16 protein-coding genes and 1 rRNA gene (1 of these 17 only partly in view) are annotated in these 17,066 nt (G+C 31.8%); 3 read left to right on the forward strand and 14 right to left on the reverse strand.

The annotated features are described in order from the left end of the window. The 10 genes from CJF60_RS02600 to CJF60_RS02645 form a co-directional block, all read right to left on the reverse strand. Nucleotides 1-1,076: ribosomal RNA gene (locus CJF60_RS02600) — 16S ribosomal RNA — on the reverse strand; it reaches 442 nt to the left of the window's first position. A 365-nt stretch (nt 1,077-1,441) separates the two neighbouring features. Next, the gene (locus CJF60_RS02605) at nt 1,442-2,260 is read right to left on the reverse strand and encodes a TIGR00282 family metallophosphoesterase (protein ID WP_084232318.1); all 819 of its coding nucleotides are present in this window, start codon (nt 2,258-2,260) and stop codon (nt 1,442-1,444) included. Between the two features lie 61 nt (nt 2,261-2,321). Then, on the reverse strand, nt 2,322-3,386 hold the full coding sequence (gene recA / locus CJF60_RS02610) for a recombinase RecA (protein ID WP_084232317.1): 1,065 nt from the start codon (nt 3,384-3,386) through the stop codon (nt 2,322-2,324). Nucleotides 3,387-3,713: 327 nt separating this feature from the next. Continuing rightward, on the reverse strand, nt 3,714-4,568 hold the full coding sequence (gene truB, locus CJF60_RS02615; RefSeq protein ID WP_084232316.1) for a tRNA pseudouridine(55) synthase TruB: 855 nt from the start codon (nt 4,566-4,568) through the stop codon (nt 3,714-3,716). 70 nt (nt 4,569-4,638) lie between these two features. After that, on the reverse strand, nt 4,639-5,595 hold the full coding sequence (locus tag CJF60_RS02620; RefSeq protein WP_084232315.1) for an ABC transporter permease: 957 nt from the start codon (nt 5,593-5,595) through the stop codon (nt 4,639-4,641). Further along, nucleotides 5,596-7,377 (reverse strand): ABC transporter permease, encoded by a 1,782-nt coding sequence (locus CJF60_RS02625; RefSeq protein ID WP_084232314.1) that lies wholly within the window; start codon nt 7,375-7,377, stop codon nt 5,596-5,598. Next, a complete protein-coding gene (locus CJF60_RS05290) occupies nt 7,358-9,172 on the reverse strand; it encodes an ABC transporter ATP-binding protein (RefSeq protein WP_200807537.1) in 1,815 nt (604 codons plus the stop codon). Before CJF60_RS05290 ends, CJF60_RS02625 begins: the two co-directional genes overlap by 20 nt. A gap of 150 nt (nt 9,173-9,322) precedes the next feature. Then, a complete protein-coding gene (locus CJF60_RS02635) occupies nt 9,323-10,729 on the reverse strand; it encodes a BMP family ABC transporter substrate-binding protein (protein WP_084232313.1) in 1,407 nt (468 codons plus the stop codon). A gap of 213 nt (nt 10,730-10,942) precedes the next feature. Further along, complete coding sequence (locus CJF60_RS02640; protein WP_084232312.1) at nt 10,943-11,995, reverse strand: hypothetical protein; 1,053 nt, start codon at nt 11,993-11,995, stop codon at nt 10,943-10,945. A 67-nt stretch (nt 11,996-12,062) separates the two neighbouring features. Next, nucleotides 12,063-12,962, reverse strand: coding sequence for an RluA family pseudouridine synthase (locus tag CJF60_RS02645; protein WP_084232311.1), 900 nt, complete (start codon nt 12,960-12,962; stop codon nt 12,063-12,065). A gap of 42 nt (nt 12,963-13,004) precedes the next feature. Between CJF60_RS02645 and CJF60_RS02650 the strand changes: the two genes are divergently transcribed. Continuing rightward, nucleotides 13,005-13,337 carry a YigZ family protein gene (locus tag CJF60_RS02650; protein ID WP_095279130.1) on the forward strand — a complete coding sequence of 111 codons (333 nt, stop codon included), beginning with the start codon at nt 13,005-13,007 and terminating at the stop codon, nt 13,335-13,337. On the opposite strand, the gene upp is transcribed toward CJF60_RS02650, so the two are convergent. Continuing rightward, the gene (upp, locus tag CJF60_RS02655) at nt 13,334-13,966 is read right to left on the reverse strand and encodes a uracil phosphoribosyltransferase (RefSeq protein WP_084232310.1); all 633 of its coding nucleotides are present in this window, start codon (nt 13,964-13,966) and stop codon (nt 13,334-13,336) included. The genes CJF60_RS02650 and upp overlap by 4 nt on opposite strands. A gap of 85 nt (nt 13,967-14,051) precedes the next feature. Here upp and CJF60_RS02660 point away from each other — a divergent pair, with 85 nt between their 5' ends. Continuing rightward, complete coding sequence (locus tag CJF60_RS02660) at nt 14,052-14,477, forward strand: hypothetical protein (RefSeq protein WP_095279131.1); 426 nt, start codon at nt 14,052-14,054, stop codon at nt 14,475-14,477. A gap of 80 nt (nt 14,478-14,557) precedes the next feature. Here CJF60_RS02660 and CJF60_RS02665 read toward each other — a convergent pair whose 3' ends face one another. Further along, the gene (locus CJF60_RS02665; protein ID WP_084232308.1) at nt 14,558-15,196 is read right to left on the reverse strand and encodes a hypothetical protein; all 639 of its coding nucleotides are present in this window, start codon (nt 15,194-15,196) and stop codon (nt 14,558-14,560) included. Between the two features lie 279 nt (nt 15,197-15,475). Continuing rightward, nucleotides 15,476-16,099: a hypothetical protein gene (locus CJF60_RS02670; protein WP_084232307.1), complete on the reverse strand. Its 624-nt coding sequence runs from the start codon at nt 16,097-16,099 to the stop codon at nt 15,476-15,478. A gap of 131 nt (nt 16,100-16,230) precedes the next feature. Here CJF60_RS02670 and CJF60_RS02675 point away from each other — a divergent pair, with 131 nt between their 5' ends. Further along, nucleotides 16,231-16,827 (forward strand): lipoprotein 17-related variable surface protein, encoded by a 597-nt coding sequence (locus CJF60_RS02675; protein WP_084232306.1) that lies wholly within the window; start codon nt 16,231-16,233, stop codon nt 16,825-16,827. Nucleotides 16,828-16,878: 51 nt separating this feature from the next. On the opposite strand, the gene CJF60_RS05295 is transcribed toward CJF60_RS02675, so the two are convergent. Beyond that, on the reverse strand, nt 16,879-17,066 hold a 188-nt coding region (locus CJF60_RS05295; RefSeq protein ID WP_214608175.1), incomplete at its 5' end, for a hypothetical protein.

Genomic DNA, 17,066 nt, shown 5'->3' on the forward strand with positions numbered 1-17,066 from the left:
GGACTTAACCGAACATCTCACGACACGAGCTGACGACAACCATGCACCATCTGTCACCTTGTTAACCTCCACTATATCTCTATAGCTTTGCAAGGGATGTCAAGAGTGGGTAAGGTTCTACGCGTATCGTCAAATTAAACCACATGCTCCACCGCTTGTGCGGGTCCCCGTCAATTCCTTTAAGTTTCACTCTTGCGAGCATACTACTCAGGCGGATCATTTAATGCGTTAGCTGCGTTAGCGAGGGTTCCCCCACCAACTAATGATCATCGTTTACGGCGTGGACTACCAGGGTATCTAATCCTGTTTGCTCCCCACGCTTTCGTCCCTCAGTGTCAGTATATAACCAGTAAGCTGCCTTCGCCATTGGTGTTCTTTCATATATCTACGCATTCCACCGCTTCACATGAAATTCCACTTACCTCTTTATAACTCTAGTTTGCCAGTATCTAAAGCGTGCCGGCGTTGAGCACCGGTCTTTAACTCCAGACTTAACAAACAACCTACGGACGCTTTACGCCCAATAATTTCGGATAACGCTTGTGACCTATGTATTACCGCGGCTGCTGGCACATAGTTTGCCGTCACTTTCTGATACAGTACCGTCATAATATAGGCTTTCCACTCCTATATCTTTTCTTTCTGTATAACAGCAGTTTACGATCCGAAGACCTTCATCCTGCACGCTGTGTCGCTCCATCAGGCTTGCGCCCATTGTGGAATATTCCCTACTGCTGCCTCCCGTCAGGGCCGTATCTCAGACCCAGTGTGGCCGATCAGTCTCTCAACTCGGCTATACATCATCGTCTTGGTAGGCCATTACCCTGCCAACTAACTAATGTAACGCACCCTCATCTCAAAGTGAAGCAGTTGCTCCTTTCGCCTTTAAAAAATGCTTTTCAAAGGTATATCCGGTATTAGCAACGGTTTCCCATTGTTGTTCCGATCTTTAAGGTAGATTAGGTACGTGTTACTCACCCATTTGCCGCTAAACTAGTAAACTAGTTCCGCTCGACATGCATGTATTAGGCACACAGCCAGCGTTCATCCTGAGCCAGGATCAAACTCTCAAAAAAATTGACTTGTGTGTTGTACATCTAATATTCAGTTTTCAAAGATTTACGTTTTTGCCTTCATTTAGTCGGCTTTTTCATTATACAACTTTTTTTTGATTTTGAGAAAAATTTTTTGAAATTTTTTTGAGCCTATTTTTGCAATAAGCATGAAAGCAATTTAGTGACTAAATTGTTCTTTTTTCAATACGTTTAACTCTCTCTAAAAAACGCTGTAGAACTAGTATGACATAAATAAATTAAAATGGGTGAAAAAAATTCAAAAATTTTTTGAGCCTGTTTTTCAGGCTTTTTTAAAAGCCTAATTTATGTCTAAATAACTTATAAAAAAAGCGAACATTTAGAAATTCTAAATGTTCACCACTTATTTAGTTAACTTCATTAGTTGTTGCACTAGGTTTAAGATTAATGATTTCAATAATCTTATTAACTTGTCCTAGTTCAATTACAATGCCATTAATTTGGCTTTCGCTTTCAGAAACTTGAAAGCGCACCTTTTTATTAAAGCGCATTTTTTCATAGACTTCTTGATAGTTAGCGCCAATTGCTGAATTAATCGGTCCGACCATTCCGACATCAGTTATATAAGCGCTGCCTTTAGGTAAAATTCTTGCATCATTAGTTTGTACATGTGTATGAGTGCCGACTAAAGCATTAACTTTACCATCTAGATATCAAGCTAAAACATTTTTTTCACTTGTAGTTTCAGCGTGAAAATCAATGAAGCGGTAATCTGCATCACTAGTTGAAAGTGCTTTGTCCATGACGTCGAAAAAATTTTCGGCGGCTTCTTCAGTTCAAGGTGGCATTAACTTATTAAAAGCAATTCCCATTAAAGAATAGACTTCTAGTTTTTTGTTTTTAACTGTAAAAGTGCGCACACCTTGACCTTGATAATGCTCTTTAATGTTTAAGGGTCTAATCACATCTTCATTATCAATAATGCTTTTGATTTCTCGTTTTGACCAAACGTGATTACCCAGTGTGAAAATGTCAACACCTATTTGTTTTAATTTCAAATAATCTTTTTTAATTAAACCTTTGCGTCCGCTGACATTTTCTGCTTGGGCAATTACTAGATCAACTTGATATTTTTCTCTTAGCATTTTTAAATGCTCTTCTAGGATTTTAATTCCAGGAGCACCGAAGATGTCACCTAAAAATAAGATTTTAATTGCTTCATTCATGTATTAATGATTATATGACTTTTTGTCATATTTAATACATGAATTTTTAAGTTGCTTTTACTTATTTAGTAACTTCGTTTTCTGCTTCTTCGATCACAATTTCTTTTTCTAGATTTTTAGCTAAATTTTTTTGCTCAAAATCTTTAACAGCTTGTAAGATTTCTGCATAAAGTTTGACTTTTTCTTCTAAGTGTTTAACTAGATTAGTTTTACCTTGAGCCAGATTAACATCTTTATAACTAAATCAAGCACCTGCTTTTTTGATAATTCCATATAAAGTAGCTAAATTAATCACTTCACCTGTGATATTAACACCTTTACCAAAAACAATTTCTGTTTCTACTGCTTTATAAGGTGGTGCTAGTTTATTTTTAACTACTTTAATTTTGATTAAGTTACCTGTAACTTCATCTTTAGATAAAACTTTTGTGCTTTTTCTAACATCAAGTCTTAGTGAAGCATAGAATTTTAAGGCTCTACCTCCTGGCGTAGTTTCTGGATCACCATAAACTACACCAATTTTACTTCTTACCTGATTAATAAAAATTACAGTGGTTTGATTACGGTTTAAATTACCTGTAATTTTTCTTAGTGCTTTTGACATCATGCGAGCTTGTAGGCCAATATTTTGATCACGCATTTCGCCATCAAGTTCTGCTTCAGGTACTAAAGCAGCGACTGAATCGACAACGATTAAGTCGATTTGACCTGTTTTTACTAAAGTATCCACAATTTCTAAAGCTTGTTCACCACTATCAGGTTGCGACAAAATTAAATTATCAGTATTAATACCTAAATTTTCTGCGTATTGAGGGTCAATTGAATGCTCAGCATCGATAAAGGCGGCGATGCCACCTTTTTTTTGCACTTCAGCGATAGCATGAAGTGTTAAAGTGGTTTTACCACTACTTTCAGGACCATAGATCTCAATAATTCTACCTTTAGGATAACCTCCAATTCCAATTGCTTTATCTAATAAGTATGAGCCTGAACTAAAAACTTCTGCCTGCACAATTTCTTTATTGCCAAGGAGCATAATTGCTTCATTACCATAGCGTGAGCGAATTTCTTTTAAAGTATTTTCGATAATATTTTGTTTTTCATTTTTAAGATTTTTTTTATTCATTGTTCCTTTTTCTTAAGTCTTATTGCTTAAGATTTTTTAATAATTAGTTGACACAATTTTAAGTGAATAAAATTGTGATAAGCATGTTGCTTGAAATAATTGGTTTTCAACTTATAAGCATTTAAATATAAATTTAGAACCTGTTTTTTGGAAAAGTAACCTTTACCCCTCCATATAGCAATAAAATTTTTGACTAGTTTTGGAAAATTTTTTTGAAGTTTTTTTCAAGAAAATTTTAAAATGCGATTTTATTAGAAAATAGTTGTATTTACCTTTATTAAAGATAATTCTTCTATAAGTTGATAGAGAAAAACTTTTAAGTAATTATTAATTTTCTGAGTCTTTTGGAAAAATTTCTGCAAGTTCCTTGTGTCTGATCAGTTTTTTTATTTTTATTTCTTTATCTTTTGCTGTTAAGACTCCATAGTAAATGCCGTTATTGTTTAAATCAAAAACATAATCACCATCTGCTAAATCTAGTTCAAGTCTTTGCCCATGATACAGTTTTTTCAAACGTTTTAATTTAAGAGAAACCTTATTTAGTTTTATTAGTTTATTAACTTCAACCTCACCTAAATCTTGATCAGTTAAACCATCAATTTCAAATCTAATTAAGTCACTCATCAGAGCATAAGTTCCTAATTCTAGCCCAATATCATGAATTAAACTTCTAATATAAGTACCTCGAGAAACTTCACAATCAAAACTAAATAAGTTGTTATCAAAATCAAAATTTAAATTATGAATTTGTTTAATTTCTACATCAATTTCATTTAAAGTTACACTCTTATTTTCTCTAGCATATTCGTAAGCTTTCTTTCCGTTTACTTTTTTAGCGCTATAAATAGGAGGTATTTGTTTAATTTTTCCTAGAAAAGAAAAAATTGTCTTTTCTAGTTCTTCCTTTGTTACTTTTTTGTCGCTTGTTTCTAGAATTTTCCCTTCAATATCATAAGTATCTGAACTTTTTCCTAACTGAAAATAGACTCTGTACTTTTTATAATTTTGATCTAAAAAAGTTAATCACTTTGTGTCCTTATCAGTTGCTATTAATAATAAACCCTGAGCAAGTGGGTCTAGTGTGCCACTATGCCCTACTTTTTTGAAGTTATTTTCATTTGCAAAATTTCTTATTTTTTTAAAGGAAGTAATTCCTTTTTCTTTTCATATTAAATAAATCATCTGGATTTAATTGTACTTTAAAAAAGAAAAATCAACATCGATTGATGTTGATTGTTTATTAAAAATGTCTTTACCGAGCGTTTGCCTTATCATAAGGAATACCAGCGGCTTTTGGTCCTGTGACTGTTTTAGAAGTCATCAATAATAGAACAATTGCTGATAAATAAGGAATAATTAATAAGACTGATTCTCAGCGTCGATAATCATTATTAGTTCCAATTTGGGTTCCAAGTGAATATAGAACTGAGAAGGCAAATGAGATAAAGAATGCAAGTTCAACTCTTCAGCGTGCCATGATCATGATTGATAAAGCGATGAAACCAAAACCACGAACTTGTCCAGTAAATGAACTTGCACCAATTAATTGAATAGCAATTGCACCTGCAAAACCAGCTAATAAACCACTGATTGAAACACCTTGTCATTTATAGAAATTAACATTAATTCCTGCTACATCAGCAGCTTGAGGGTTTTCACCAATTGATTTAAAGCGAATACCTCATTTTGTATGTTTTAGAAGAATGTATGAAACAATTGCAACCAATAAGAATAACAAGAATTTCAATGATAAAACATTTCCAAAATCATTTCCTAATGGGTTTGCTGCCTGTGCTAGTTCATTAAAGAAAACAGTAAAGCGTTGGTCTCCATTTCTTAAAGAAGGCACTGCCACTAATAAGATTAATCAAGCAAAACCTGCGCCTAATAAGTTAATGGCAACACCACTAATAACGTGATTACCTTTTAAGTTAATGGTTATAAAACCATGAATTCAACTGAAAAACATTGCAAAGATTCCTGCGAGAATGAATAAAGGAATCTGCATATAACTCGATAATTGAGTACTTGATCCACGAGTAAAAACTACTAAGAATAAACCATAAAAAGTAGCACCGACTATCATCATTCCATCGATACCGATGTTGACTATTCCGACTCTTTCAGAGAAAATTCCTGAAATAGAAGCAATTCCAAAAATTGAAAATAAAGCAAATGCATAAACAAATATTGGGGTAACTTCGATCATTTAAATCACCTCTTTCTTGATAGCATTATCAGCCATCAATTGTTTATGTTTCTTTAACTCATCAGCAAGTTTTTTAGATAGTGATTTTTCTTCACTACTTTTAACTGCTAATAATCAAGTCTCTTTTAAGCTTTCTCAATGCAGAGTTGCATAATCTCTTAAATATTTTTTACGAAGTAATGAAACTTGTTTTACTTTTGCTTTGTATTCTGCTTTTAAATTTGCAGGTGCAAAACTACCTAGTTCAGTTAGTTTTTCGTTAACAATAATTCTTTGATCTGCTAATTGGTTTAAGAACTGACTACGTTCTTCATTAGAATATTTACTTGAAACAACTTTTAAGTGAAGATCTTTAAGTGCTTTTTTCTCTGCTTTGATAGATGTTTCATTTTGTTTTTTAACTGCTAAAGCTTTTTTGTAAGCATCTTTAAAAATTCGTTTAATAACTGATTTATAAATTCTACCTTTTTGGTAAATTCCTAAATCACTCTTATTAAGAGCTGCAACTAGTTGTTCAACTTGTTCGTGAGTTTGAACTTTATTTAAAGTTTCTGGCTTAAATTTGGCCATTGCTTTTGCTGATTTTTTGAAGTAATTACTATGTTTAAAAATAACATAGGTTCTCCTGATAAAGTGAATTGGACGAATATTTCCAAAGATAATTGACATCGAAATTAGTAGCATTAGGATACCAATTAAAATGTAGTAGTATTGATATTGAAATTGCACTGAATTACGACTTGTTAATGAAATATTTGAAAATCCGATTTCAATTGCTGAATAAAATAGGGAAGAAAAGACAATTCCTAATGGACTATTATAAGCAATTAGAGAAACAGCAATAACGTTAAATCCTGTTTCTATCGGCGAATTACCATTAAAATCAATTGATTGTCTTCAAATTACAAAATATAAATATCCTGCAATTCCTGATAAAGCACCTGATAAAGCAAAAATTATTATTGTTAAGAATTTTTCGTTTGTTCCTGCATAACTAGCAACATAACGGTTTAATCCAATCATTTTTACTCTGTAACCAAAAGTTGTATATTGCATCACAACGAACAAACTTAATGCAACAAGAATTGCACCTATTAAACAAATTCAAATAATTGCTTGACCACTTGCAATAAATTGATAACTAGGGTTTTGGTCACCAATAATTTGATCAATAGTTTTTGAATTATTTCCACCTGTTGTAGTTTGATAGTTATGAACGAAGCTATTATTTCCTATAAAAATTTGTTTAAAAGCAAAGAAGATAATTCAGTTCAACATAATAGTTGCAACAACTTCGTGAACTTTAAAAAAGGCTTTTAAAATTCCTGCAAAAGCACCTGTTGCTGCACCTGCTAAAATCGCAACTACGAAAGCAGCAAAAAATTGCTCTGGTCCTGTGTTTGTGCCATCTGCAAAGATAATTAATAACGATAAGCCACCAGCTATCATCATTTGACCCGGAACACCGATATTAAAGAGACCTGCTTTAAAACCAATCCCTACGGCTAATGCCCCCAATATATAAATAGCAAATAATTTCTGAAATTGTGCTGTATGAATTGAAAAGGCATTTCTTCAGGTATTTTCAACAACAGAATTTACATTAAATCCTGCAATTGAAACAAAGATCAGCATTACAATAATTCCAATTGCAATCGCTCAGATAGAATTCATAAATTTACGGCTACCTGATTTAGCATTACTACTAAAAATTCTCTGACCTAAGTTATTGAAAAAATTTTGGCTTGAGTTAACAAGTTTATTATTTTTGACTTTGTTCATTTTTTACTCCTGCCATCATTAGACCTATTTCAGTTCGATTTGTTTTTGAAATAGGAATTTTTTTACTTAATTTTCCACTATGAAGTACAGCCACATTATCTGCTAGTGCAAGCACTTCATCAAGTTCATAACTTATTAGAAGAATTGCTCGATTTTTCTTTTTCTCTTCCAAAATATGTTGGTGAATATTATTGATAGCACCAACGTCGAGACCACGAGTAGGTTGCACAATAATAATAAATTGGTGGTCGTTTAAGATCTCTCGCCCAACAATCGCTTTTTGCTGATTACCACCTGATAAAGACCGAGCCATTGATTCACCTTTACGAGAACCACGAACATCAAAAGTTTCTTCAATTTCTAGGTTATAGTTATTGGTTACTTGTTTATTGATGAAACCAAAATGAGAAACTTTTTTATCTTTTAATCTTCTTAAAATAGCATTATCTCGGATATTAAAATCAAGCACTAAACCGTATTTATGTCTATCGCCTGGGATATAACTAATTCCATATTTAATGCGTGACTGGACACTTTTATCAGAAATATCTAGATGATTTTCATTTTTTGAACTTGTATCAACTTCAGTTTTCAAACTTTCTTTAAGCCATCTACCAAAATCATTACCTCATACAAGTTGGTGCTTATTTTCTTTTTTGAAAATTGTTTTAAGATAATTGGCTGATTCACCAAAAACAACTGAAGTGGCATAAAAAGTCTTGTGAATCTTACTTTTTACTTTTCTAACTCGTTTTTGAAAATTAGAATTTTCAAATTGAAGTGTCTTCTTAGCAGCAACTTCAGAGTCTGATTTTGAATAACCTTTGGCAACATAAGGTTTTAAATAAATTGAACCACTATCAATTTTTAAAAGTCCTGAAACTGCTAATTCAAGTTCAACCTGTCCATTTCCTTCAACACCAGCGATTGCTAAAATTTCTCCAGCTTTGATGTCAAAACTAACATCTTTTAATGATTTTTCTCCATGTGCTGAAACTTTGTCAAATTTAACAATCACATCGTTTTTTGTGAAATCTTGACTACTTGTATTTTTAGGCATGACAATTGTTTCACCTACCATGTCTGCTGACATTTGAGAAATTGAAACACCTTTTAAAGTTTCATAAGTTTTAATAACTTTACCATGGCGAATGATTGTTGCTCGATCTGAAACTTCAATAACTTCATCCAATTTATGTGAGATGAAAATAACTGTTTTGCCTTTTTCACGGAAACCTTTTAAGGTTTCTAAAAATCCTTCAATTTCTTGTGGTGTTAAAACAGCTGTCGGCTCATCAAAAATTAAGATATTAGCATCTCGATAAAGCATTTTCATGATCTCAACTTTTTGCTGAGTAGCAACAGTTGCTTTACCAGTTTTTTGCTTCAGATCAAAATGTAAGTTATAACGATCTTGGATTAATTTGATTTTTTCAGTCGGGAAAGATTTATCTAAAAATCCACCCTTAACACTTTCATTACCTAGAATAATATTTTCTAAGTTGGTGTAATCATCAACAATTTTAAAATGTTGGTGCACCATCGAAATTGCCATTTCATTTGCGTGGTTTGGTCCTTTAATAACTGTTGGTGTATTATTGATTAAAATTTCACCACTAGTTGGCTTATATAAACCAAAAAGAATTGACATTAAGGTACTTTTACCAGCACCGTTTTCTCCTATTAAAGCATGAATAGTTCCTTTTTTAATTCCAAAAGAAATATTGTCGTTTGCTTTAATACCAGGAAATTCCTTGGTGATGTTTTTGAATTCAATTGCGTATTCTTGACTCATAACACTCCTTTTTTTGCTCTATCTATAATAAATTAAATATGCTCATAATCGGCAATATTCTTATAAAAACATAAATCATTGTGAAAATTTTCACATTTATCGGGTTAAAAATGAAAAAAAGACCTTTCGGCCTTTTTAAAATATTAAAAACTATTTGTTGATTTCTTTAATTAATCAAACTAGTCCTGTTGCACCGTTGATTGTTGTATCTGTATTAGATCCTTCACCACCAGCAACTAATGTTTTACCATCAATTTTTGCTCAATCTGCACTTGCAGTTAATGTTGCATCAAATTCAGTTTTACCTGCAGCTAATGCATCTGTTGCTAACTTTGCAGTAGCATCAGGTGTAACATATGTTTTTGCTGTTCCCACACCATCTTGTGCATAAGCAAATGTTAAGCTAACATTTTTAGGAGTTGTTTCTCCAACAGGTGAAAATCCTTGTGCTCCGTTAATTGAAAAAATTGAATTTGCATAATCTTTTGCCATCAATGGCACTAATACTTGATAAACCTGGAAAGCCAGTTTTTTCAAGATTGATGTAAAGAATTTTGATGCGTGGTTTTCATTGGTTAATGATTGATCAGTATCAACACCAATAACGTAAGCACCTGTATTTGCTGTAGCAATAGCATTAACTACTTGTGTCATTAATGGACCTGCAACTGGTAAAATAATTTGAGGTTTTTTTGTTGCATTAACAATACCGTTAATTGTGGTTTGAGTTGTATCAGTTGTAGCGAATGCTGTATTTAAAATAATTGAATCATCTGTATATCATTTAACTTTTTTACTTGCATTTGCTGTTTTTTTATTTCAAGCAAGAACACCTTGAAAGTAACCGTTTAAAAAGTCAGTTACTCCTAAGAAGTCTCCTCCACCAAAACCACCAATAACTCATTTAGATGAATCCTCTGGGTATTTTTCAGTTAAGAATTTAGCTGATGCATATCCTGCAACAAAACCAGGCTCTTGTGTTTTAGATAATAGTGAAATAACTTGCCCTGGAATTGTGTCAGCTGTTGCTTTATCAAGTTCTCAGTCAACACCTACGATAATAATTTTATTCTTAATGAAGTTTGCTTTATTATCAGCTGTTCCTAATCATGTTTTTAAAGCATCACCATGTTGAAATCCTGAAGCAATTCAGATATTTTGCCCATTATTTAATGCTTGTGTATAGTTTGTTGTAAGTGTGTTTGTTGCTGCATCTTGGGTGTTATATGCATTAACTGAATATGTTCCAGATGAATTAGCCGCTTTAAGCTGATCTACTAATAATGTAGCTGCTTCAAATGAAGACTGATTAAATGATTTATCAGCAACATTACCACCAGCTGTAAAGACAGCTATTTTTGCAGTTTCTACGATTTTTTTATCAGTAACTGCTTTTTCTAAAGTTGTTTTACCGTTAGTGTAAAAAGATGATTCTTTTAACCCAGTAATTAGTTTTGGAGGTTGTGCTTCTTCAGAACAAGCAACTGCAACTGCAGCTACTGCTCCTAGAGCAACAAGTGATGATGTTGTAATTAATAATTTCTTCTTAAAGTTCATTATTTACTCCTTGTGTTTAATTTTTTAATAATAAAAATTTACTATAAAAAAATGGATTTAGAAAAAAATTGTTCCTATTTTTAAAAAATAGTCTGGATTGTGAAAAATTTTTCGTATTTTTCACAATTTTGGTGCCAAAATCCAATAATAGTAGAATTTTGGGAAAATAAAAAAATTAGGACTGCATGTCCTAACTTTGAAAATAGATAAGATTTACTTATTATTTTTTTCGCTTGAAAGAGCAATAATTTTACGAACTAGTTCTTCCTTGCTCATTTCTTTATAGCCATAAATGTCTAGTTTTTCAGCCATTTTATGGATTTGCTCGATTTTTAAATTAAAGACAGTTTGATAGTCTTTTTCTTCTTTAGAAAGTTCAGGAGCAAATTGTTTACCTTTATTTGGTTTAACAGTTTCGCCATCTTCTTTAACTTCAGTTACTAATGAATCAGCATCTTCTTCAAAGCGATTAGAAGTTCTTGCATTTGCTCGATAAGGATCTTGATGCTGATTCATTGAAGCTCCTGCACCTGCTGCAAAACCAAAAGGATCAAAGGCTGAAAGATCACCATTAAGAATGCTTTTTCTAATTTCCTCAGCATGAATTTTTTGTAATTCAGTGAAGTAAACTCTTCAATATGTCATGATTACTTGACGATACATTCTGCTGACAACAATTGAAATAACTAGTAGGATTGGGTAGACTATAATTTGTATAAGTTCTAAAACATATAGTTGTTGATTTTGAGTATAGATTCCAAATGTCAATTGTGACAAGGTATAAATTGTTGTAAAAGTTAGAAAAGCTAATGCAAAATTAATTCCTGTACTTGCAAAACGACTAAGCAAATGGAAAGTTTTTTTAGAAACTGCATTTGAATATGAGTGCAAGAAACTTCATATTAAAATAATTAATGAGCCTATTACAAATGCTGAAAAAATCAGTGTACTTTGATAACGACTAGCAAAGCCTGCAATAGAGTCCAAAATAGCTTGTTCACTTGCACCTGTAGTAGCATGAGCTCTTACTCAACTGCTAAAACTTTCATAGTAAAATGAAGTTGTGTCAGTTGGGGTGTAAAGCTGAACAAATCTTGCGATTGTAATACCTGCTGAAATTGCAAAAACAGCAATTATGACTGCAAAAAATGCTCAAATTCAGATTTTTTGTAGTCTTCTTTCTTTTCAAAGATCTTCAAAAATTTTGTTATTGACTCTAGGATCTAGAGAATTTACGCCTAAGTTATTGTTACGATTTCCAAACATTTTGTCCTCTTATATTTTTTCTAAATTATAACAAAAGAATAATATTTCTAGTTTTATTAATAAGAAACTAACTTTTTTTTAAAAACTCATCAAATTCTTTTGGTAATTGTGAATTAAATTTCAAATTTTGCTCTTTAAAAGGGTGTTTAAACTCTAATTCATAAGCATGTAAATATTGCCCAAAACTAGGATTAACAATTTCACCACCATAGACTTCATCATTTAAAACAGGATGTTTAATATATGCTAGATGAATTCTAATCTGATGTGTTCTACCTGTTTTTAAATGACATCTAACTAGCGAATACATCTTTTTATTGTGGGCAAATTTTTCCACTAAATGTACTTCAGTTTGTGCGCTCTTACTATTAATATTAGTAATTTGCATTTTCTTACGGTCTTTAGAATCACGACCTATCGGTGCATCGATATTAATAACTTGGTTATTAATTAGACCTGAAACAATTGCATAGTAGCGCCTTTTAATTTCCCTTTTTGCTAGCATGTTTGCCAAAGCAACATGCGCTTCGTTAGTTTTAGCAACAATTAAAAGACCACTCGTATTTTTGTCAAGGCGATGCACAATCCCTGGTCTTAATAAGCCGTTTTCATTTGATAAATTTTGTGCATAAGCCACTAAACCATTAACTAAAGTGCCACTCATATTGCCAGGAGCAGGATGCACGACTAAACCTGAAGGCTTATCAATTACCATTAAAAATTCATCTTCATAGACAATTTTTAAGGCCATTTCTTCAGCCTTAATATCAACTATTTTTTCCAGTAATTTAGTAACATTAATTTGTGCACCTTCTTTTAATAAGAAGTTACTTTTGCGCACTTGCATCTGATCAACTGTGACTGCGCCTTGTTCAATTAATTTTTGAATATCGTTACGAGAAATATTGCTGTTAGCAGCAATATATTTATCAATTCTTTCTCTATAAGAAGCTGTTAGTTTTAGCATTATTAAAGATATAGTAGCAGTTTTTTGCTTATAATCTATAAAATGAGAGAAATAGTTATCAAAAAAAGCCGTTTTTTGGCTTACAGTTTTAGTTTAGAAGATAAAAATCAAATTGATTTTTATCTGCATAATTTAAAGAAAGAACATAAAAAAGCAATTCACTTTGTCTATGCTTATAAGGCTAATAATGGCGCTGGTTTTTCTGATGATGGAGAACCTAAAAATAGCGCTGGTAAGCCTTTATTTAGAATCATTGAATTAAAAAATTTAACTAATATTTTAATAGTTGTAGTGCGTTATTGAGGGGGTTCAAAATTAGGTATAGGACCTTTAACAAGAGCCTATACAAAAGCATCTGCTGCTTTATTTAACTAATCTAAAGTCCCAAAAGCGCGGTCACCAGCATCACCTAGTCCTGGCACGATATAGTTTTTAGAATTAAGTTCAGGATCTAGTGCTGCTAGATAAATTGGAAAGTCTTTGCCGAAGTTATTTTCTAAGTTATTAACTCCTTCTTGCACTCCGATAATTCCTAAAAAACTAATTTTTTGATAACCTGCTTGCTTTAACATCTTAATCGTTGCAACTGCTGAATTACCTGTTGCTAGCATAGGATCTAAAACAATCGCATGAGCATTTTGATTAGTTGTTTTAATCTTATTTAAATAAGTAATTCACTTACCTTCATTTTCACCATCACGGCTGATGCCTACGTGCATTACTTTGGCATCACTTAAGATGCGACGAGCTTCACTTAACATCACTAGACCTGCCCTAATAATTGGTACTAAGACATAATCATTAGCTAAATCATGAGCTTCAACACCTGTTTTTACAGGTGTATCGATTAGGATTTTTTTCAAGGGTTCTTGGCGTAATAATTCATAAACAAGCACTTCACTAATTGAACTAGCTGCTTGGCTAAAATCATTAGTTTTAGTATCTTTATTACGCATGATGCCTAGGTATTTTTTAAGCATCGGGTGTTCAATAACTTTTAACATAATCACCTTTTTTCTTTCTTTAAAATATATTTTATATATTTTAAATATTTAATGGATATTTTGAAATAAAAAGTAAAATATATTTATGGCAAATGACATTCAACGCATTCGCTCACAGGTGTGAAGAGATGAATATCACACCATGCAATTTGTGGACTTAATTTTTTACTTAACAAGATTAAGATTTTTTCAAAATACCTTTTTAATCATTTCTTATGTTTTATTACCTTTAGCAGGAGTGGTTGCTTTAGTTAACTATTTTACAGAGCAAAGGCTCAGCATTTATGTGGCCGCTGCAGTTATTAGCGTTGTTTTTTTACTCTTTATGATTGCTAACTTAGTGCTTTTTGCTAAGGGCTATAAGATTCTTAAATATCTAGCTAAAAATGATGAAAATTTTATTAAGTTAAAATATTCTTATGGCTGAAATTCAATCGCTGCTTTTGCTAGCGAAAAAGATTTAAAACAAGCTAATGAAATAGTTTTATCAATTACTGGCGAAACTGAATAAATTTTAAAACTATTAAAATAACGAGACAAATAAATGCCTCGTTATTTTTTTAATTATGTGGTTTGACTAGTGAAATAACATTACTTTTTCTTAATTTCTTCAATTAATTGGAAAAGTTTAGCAAACATTTCTTTATTTTCCTTATCAGATTTAGCAATAGCTGCCATTACCCTTTTCTCAGATTTAGCAACTTCTTTTTTGACAGTTTCTTCAACAAAAACTTTATTTCTTGCTTCAAATTCTAAAAGAGCCTTATCTACATAATCTTTTGTAGCAAATTTTGACATTTTCTCTGTCATTCTTACTTCAGATTCAGCAATTTCCTGTTGAACAGTTTCTTTAACAAAAACTTTATTTCTTGCTTCAGATTCTAAAAGAGCCTTATCTACATAATCCTTAGTAGCAAATTTTGACATACTATCTGTTATTCTTGCTTCAGATTCTTGAACGATTTCCTTCACAAAAACTTTAGTTCTTGCTTCTGATTTAGAAATTTCTTCTTTAACGAACTTAACAGTTGCATATTTATCACCTGCACCACCTCCGCCTGGACCTGGTGGAAGAATTTTTTCCTCATCCTTAGCTTTTATATGAATCATAAGTTCTTTATCTTTTCCTTCTTTTTCGTATTTGTTTACAATGATATTAACTTTGTCAGATTTTTTAATATCCTTGATGCTGTTACACATGTTATTTGCGCTATCAATATTTTTAGCCATTTAAATTTTTCCTTATTGGGGTTGATTTAGTTTTTAGAATCTTTTAGTTGCATATATTTATCTTGTGCTGAAAGCTATTTTATTTTTTAATATTAGTAACTTTACAACTAAAAAAACTTCTTATGGCATTTTCTATTCTTTTTGTTTCTTATTAATTATACCAGATTTAACTCATTTTTATAGTAACTGCTTAGAATTTGCACTTTTATGAAAAATATCTGAAAAAACACTATGAATTACTTTCATAGTGTGTTTATTTGTTTGAAAAACAAAGATAACTTATTTTTTCTTATTTAATTCTTCGATTAAACCTAGAATTTTATCTAAGGTTTTTTTGTTTTCCTTATTCTCTTTTCTAGTTTCAGCTAGTTCAGCAATGATTGGGTCAACTGCTTCTTTAATGGCTTGCTTAACATAGATTTTATTTCTTTTTTCTGATTTTAAAAGTGCCTTGTCTACATAATCTTTAGTAGCAAAATTTGACATTTTTTCTGTCATTCTTGCTTCTGAATCATCTATTTTTTTGCTCATTCTTGCTTCTGAATCATCAATTTTCTTGCTCATTCTTATTTCTGAATCATCTATTTTCTGGCTCATTCTTGTTTCTGACTGAGAGACTTCTTCTTTAACGGACCCCTTAACTTCTTCTTTTAGACCTGAAATAGCCTTACCAACATAGTCTTTGGTTGCATATTTAGTGTCTTTACCACTACCGTTGCCATCTCCTCCTGGATCAGATACTTTAGGTTTTGGCTTACCTCTTAAACTTAGGTCATAAGCACTTGCATCCTCTTGCTCCTGCAAGTTTCTGATTGGAGCATACAAATTGTCGTTTTTCTTAGCAAATTCTTTAATATCATCACATAATTCTTTTGCAAGATCGCTCTTTTTTTCTTTAGCCATAGTTTTTACCTTTCAAAAATTACTGTTTTATATCTTTAAAATTATAGACTGAATTGAAGATCTTTTTAGAAAAATGGCTAGTTAAATTTATTAGTTAATCAAAAAGGAACTAACAAAAGTTTTCAAAATATGTGTTTTATACAACCGATCTAGAACTTGTTACTTCAGGCGCAAACGATTCCAACGGTACCCTCAAAGTCAAAGTCTATCTAAAACAAGATGCTAAATACTATACAACCTCTGGTGAGTTAGTTGATGCTAAAGATAACGCTGGTAAAGAAGTTACTTTAAGTGGCTTTAAAAATACTAGCCAGGAGTTAGAGGCGAAGGCGAAAGAATGGTATGATGCGCTACCATCTACTTTTGCAGCTGATAGTGAAAGTGCGAAAAAGTTAGCTAGTGAGTTTAGTACAGATGAAAAAATTCAGGCATTAATTACAGCAATGACTGATGCAACTAATAAAGCAAAATTCACAGCACCTACTACACCTGAAGGATTCAGTGTAACTTATAGTTTTGTTTCAGCTGATGCTACAACATTAAAATTCAAAGCATTATTGAAAAATGGAGACACAATCTTCAACTCTACAGACGGTAAAATCACTACTGAAACAACCGTAGGTAAAGAAGTATCAGTCACAGGCTTTACTAGTGAAGAAACTTTTGCACTAAATGCATATAAAACATTAACAGAACCAAAATCTAACCTTTACTTTAGAAGGAACTAATGATTCTGAAGCACTAAAAGCAAAATTAGCTTCAGCAGTTGTTGAAGGTGATTACACAACTATTAATACAGTATTAGCAAATCGTTTAGAAGCAGTTAATACAGATTTAGTAGATTCAGGATTCAAATTCGAAATCATCAAAGTTACACCTACAGAAGGAGAAACCAACTGAGATAACACTGCAGGATCATTACAAGTACAATTATTACTTTCAAGTGGTAGTGGAACTGATACTAAGT

The organism is Mycoplasmopsis agassizii (genome assembly GCF_002272945.1).
GTDB classification, from domain to species: domain Bacteria; phylum Bacillota_I; class Bacilli_A; order Mycoplasmatales; family Metamycoplasmataceae; genus Mycoplasmopsis_B; species Mycoplasmopsis_B agassizii.